General features: G+C 72.9%; 5 protein-coding genes. 2 read left to right on the top strand and 3 right to left on the bottom strand.

The genetic code is table 11. From position 1 onward, the window contains the following. Both MNZ27_RS22890 and MNZ27_RS22885 read left to right on the top strand, forming a co-directional pair. On the top strand, positions 1–419 hold a 419-nt coding region (locus MNZ27_RS22890), incomplete at its 5' end, for an integrase core domain-containing protein (protein ID WP_242396379.1). Positions 420–649: 230 nt separating this feature from the next. Beyond that, positions 650–1,066, top strand: a complete 417-nt coding sequence (locus MNZ27_RS22885) for a hypothetical protein (protein WP_242396378.1) — start codon at positions 650–652, stop codon at positions 1,064–1,066. Between the two features lie 601 nt (positions 1,067–1,667). Here MNZ27_RS22885 and lepB read toward each other — a convergent pair. The 3 genes from lepB to MNZ27_RS22870 form a co-directional block, all read right to left on the bottom strand. Next, positions 1,668–2,357 (bottom strand): signal peptidase I, encoded by a 690-nt coding sequence (lepB, locus tag MNZ27_RS22880; RefSeq protein WP_242396377.1) that lies wholly within the window; start codon positions 2,355–2,357, stop codon positions 1,668–1,670. A gap of 224 nt (positions 2,358–2,581) precedes the next feature. Continuing rightward, positions 2,582–3,088 (bottom strand): DoxX family protein, encoded by a 507-nt coding sequence (locus MNZ27_RS22875; protein WP_242396376.1) that lies wholly within the window; start codon positions 3,086–3,088, stop codon positions 2,582–2,584. Between the two features lie 62 nt (positions 3,089–3,150). Then, a partial coding sequence (locus tag MNZ27_RS22870; protein ID WP_242396375.1) for an N-acetylmuramoyl-L-alanine amidase-like domain-containing protein occupies positions 3,151–3,995 on the bottom strand: 845 nt, incomplete at its 5' end.

The following is a 3,995-nucleotide window of genomic DNA, read 5'->3' as shown; positions in this document are numbered from 1 at the left end:
TGACTTCGAAGCCGGTCGCGCTGATGCTCGCCGACATGGGCGTCACGAAGAGCCACTCGAGGCCGCACGTCTCGAACGACAACCCGTTCTCCGAGTCGCACTTCAAGACGATGAAGTACCGGCCCGATTTTCCGGAACGCTTCGGCTCCATCGAGGACGGGCGCGCGCACTGCGCCGACTTCTTCCGCTGGTACAACACCGAGCACCGCCACGGCGGACTCGGCCTGGTGACGCCGCACGACGTTCACCACGGCCTCGCGGCCGCCCGACTCGAGGCACGCGACCTGGTCCTCGCGGCCGCGTTCGCCGCCCGGCCCGAGCGGTTCCCCGCCGGCGCCCCGTCGGCGGGCGCGGTTCCGAGCGAGGTCTGGATTAACAAACCGCAGCAGCCTTCACGCACAGAGGAGGCGCGTCAGTAAACTCAGCAGCGCGCTGTCTCATTCACGTTGACAGGTTCCGGTTCCTCCTGTCGCCGCGCCGAACCTTCAAGCCGCGGCCCCGGATCGCTCTGATGTCGTGTAATCCCGGCGGCTCCGAGGAGCCGTCCGACCAGCCGCACGAGAGCTGCGAAGCGGGCTCGGCGTACCTGACGGAGAGCTGGCACGGTGCGCCGCCGGGTGACTCGCCGCTTCAAGGCCAGATCCGATCCTTGTTCGCGCTCCTGCAGACATCGCCGGACGAGACACTCTCCGCGTACTTCGTCCCATTTCGCGCGCCGATCTGGCAGGAGATGCAGGCACCAGCCGATACGCTCGCTTTCGCCCGTGAGCTGTGGCGCATCCTGCTTGCGGAGCTCGAGCCCGAGGTGCTGGTGGTGAACGGCGCCGACGCGTTCGACCAGCTTGCGACGGTGCTTCCGCGTCCCGCGCATGTCTTCGAGCGGCCAGCCGGGTGGGGCAACCAGCGCGTCGCGTTCGCCGAATGCGGCGGGACTCTCGCGATCCGCATCCCGACGCTGAGCCGCTTCAAGCTGTTCAGCCGCGCGGAAGGGCGTGTGGCGATGGAAGACGTTGCCCGTCGCGTGGACTTGTTCCGGCGGCGGTCGGACGAGTGGCGGCGGCCGTGACTTCAGCCGTGCACCGTTCGGCGGCAACGCCTCCGGAGTCGAGCGTCAAGGCGACCACCACGGCAGCGTGTGGGCTTGATCCGGTTCACTTGCGTGCGGGTCGGACCGGCCCATCCACCCATCCCGGATCTCGCTGCTACAAATGCGCTACAGCGTTGGCTTCCGTCCCCTCCGAAACGCGGGATTCCGCGGACTTGGCCACGTCCGCACCAGGACAGAAATCCCCGTGTCCGTTCGTAACGCGCGATCACGATCCCGAAGAACTCGCTCACCTTGGGCATGGACGAAGCGCGTACGACCGCTTGGCACTGCGAGCGATCGTGGTCGTCGCGTGGCGCGCGGAGGGGGATGCGTCGCGGACGACGGGCACGTGCGCGATCGCCGGTGTCTGACCCTCCCGCCCGAACGGCCGCTCCGGATGACGGGCTCGGAAGGCGCCGGGCCACGGGCCACGGGAGCCGGGTGGCGGGCACGGTGGGGCCGGTGACGGTGACGGACGCACGGTGACGGGCACGGATCAGGTGATCCGGGACGGGGGTCGGGTTCGGGTTCGCGTGCGGGTCCGGGTTCGAAACCGCCGGGCCGGAGGTCGCCGCGACCGTCAGTGATTCACGAAGTGGAACAGCCGATCCCACCGCGGGCCGTGCGGCCCCCATGACACGAGGGTCATGACGGCGCGCCCCTTGATCCGCCCGACGGGGACCGGGCCGAACACCCGGCTGTCCGCCGAGTGATCGCGGTGATCGCCCGCCAGCCAGACCGTGCCGGCCGGAACGCTCTGCCGCTCGACGTCGCCGCACGGGAGGTACGGCGTGCAGAACGTGTGGTAGCGGTGGGGCCCGAGCTGCTCGACGAAGTCGATGCAGGGCTCCTCGCGCCACTCCCCGCCCTCGGGCTTGTTCCAGTAGTCGCACCGGCCGGCGACCCGCTCGCTCGGCGCCGGCGTCCCGTTCACCACCAGGTGACCGTCCTGGATCTCGACCGTGTCCCCGGCCACCGCGACGACGCGCTTGATGAGGTCGTCGTTCCGCGGGTTGCCGGGCGGGGCGAGCAACACCACGATGTCGCCGCGCTTCGGGGAGGCCCACGTCGCCTGCGCGGTCTCCGTGAACGGCAGGCGCGCGCCGTAGGCCCACTTCTCGACCACGACGTAGTCGCCGATCTGCAGCGTCGGGATCATCGAGCCCGACGGGATGTACACCGGCTCGAAGAGAAACGTCCGGAAGGCCAGGACCGCGAGGATGGTCAGCGTCCAGCCCCGGATCTCCTTCACCAGCTTCGCGCGATCCACGTGTCCGGCGTCTCCCTGTTCGGTCCGCGTCGCGTCGATGGGGTCGAACCTCGGGGGTCGAGCCTCGACGCCTCGGCGACGGGGAGCTGCCGAACAGGACGGCCACCCCGCCGACGGAGGCGAGGGAGACTATCACCGCCGATCCCGGGACGCTCGCCGGAACTTCCGAGGAGGCGACGCCCACGCGCCGGGCGCGGGCCGGGCCCGTCAGCGGGGGGAGTACGTCAGTGCATCACCGCGAGGGCGCGATCCGCGAACCCCGGCTGCGCCCGCGTCAGCCAGCCGGGGACCCCGCGAGCCCGCGCGCGGCCGCGGGTGGCGGCCCGGTGCAGCGAGAGGACGCCGGGGTGCGTGAGCAGGAGGCCGAGCGACATCGCCGCGATCGAGAGGTTGTACTCCATCCCGCCCTGCATGTTCGAGTAGCCCTTCGGCCCGTGGACCTTCCAGATCGCCACCGCCTGCGTGGCGAGCACGGCGAGGGCCGCGGCGCGGGTCCCGATCCCGAGGATCGCCGCCGCCCCGGCCAGCGCCTCGGTGACGCCGGTGGCGATCGCGAGCGGGCGACCGGGGGTGAGCCCCAGGCTCTCGAACATCTGGCTCGTCTGCGCCGGCCCCTCGCCGCGCAGCTTCGAGAGCCCGTGGTACAGCATCGTCCCACCAAGGGCGAGGCGGACGGGGAGATCAGCGATCTCCTCCGCCCGCCTCGCCGCGACGCCGCCCCCCAACCTCATCGCAGCCCCCCCACTTCCCCTCGGCCGAGAAGATCGGCACCGGCGAGGCGTGGGGCAACCGCCTACAGCCGCGGCGGGGGCGCCGGGGTGGGCGAAGGCACCTCCGGCCTGGCGGCCGGGCGGGCGGGCGATCCGCGCCCGCCCTGCTCCGCGAGCGCCTGGAGCCGCGCGCGCCCGTCCTCGATCGCGAGCAGGGCGACGCCCTCGACCGGCCAGCGCGGGTGCGCCTTCGCCTCGCGGGCGAGGAAGCGGGCCAGGGGCTCCTCGATCACGCGGGAGACCCCGCGCGTCGAGGTGGCGTGGCGGACCCGGCGGCCACCGTCCCGGCCCACCACCACCAGCCCGGCGTGCGTGACGCGCGTGGCACGCTCCTCCGCGTGCGCCCGGACGACGAACGCGATCGTCCCCTCCGGGATGCCGCCGGCGTTCGCCACCGCGTCCTCCGGCGAGACGACCCACGCCTCGAACGCGCCGGCGGGCAGGCGCGCGCGCGGGAGCCCTGGGATGGCCCGGCCGGCGCGGCGCACGGCGTCCCAGCGGGCCGGCGTGTAGACCTCCTCCACGCGCCGCGCGCGCGATCCGGCGACCTCCCGGGCGACGTCCCGCGCCCATCCCCTGGCGAGCACCCGGGGGATCCACTGGGAGAGCACCTCGTGATTGCGTCCCCCGAGCGACGGCGGCCCGGCGTAGCGGACGTCGTCGAGCGCGCGCCGGGCCTCGGCGAGGGTGCGCGCCGAGCCGAGCGCGACGGCCGTCTCCACGAAGGTCATGCAGTCGAAGGCGTCGAGCCGGAAGCGCGGGTCCGGATCCGGCCCGCGGCCTTCACCCAGGGGCGAGACGACGTACGGCGCGCCGAGCAGCGGCCGGGTGGCGGCCGCGGCCCGGGCGCCGCCGGCGGGGGCCGCGG

This window comes from Anaeromyxobacter oryzisoli (genome assembly GCF_022690765.1).
Classification (GTDB): Bacteria; Myxococcota; Myxococcia; order Myxococcales; family Anaeromyxobacteraceae; genus Anaeromyxobacter; species Anaeromyxobacter oryzisoli.
Note: the sequence above shows the minus strand (reverse complement) of the source record. Positions and strands in the feature narration are given on the sequence as shown.

Excerpts from the sequence above, each read along its gene's own strand:
- MNZ27_RS22875 (WP_242396376.1), bottom strand. The coding sequence starts at position 3,088 with ATGAGGTTGGGGGGCGGCGTCGCGGCGAGGCGGGCGGAGGAGATCGCT.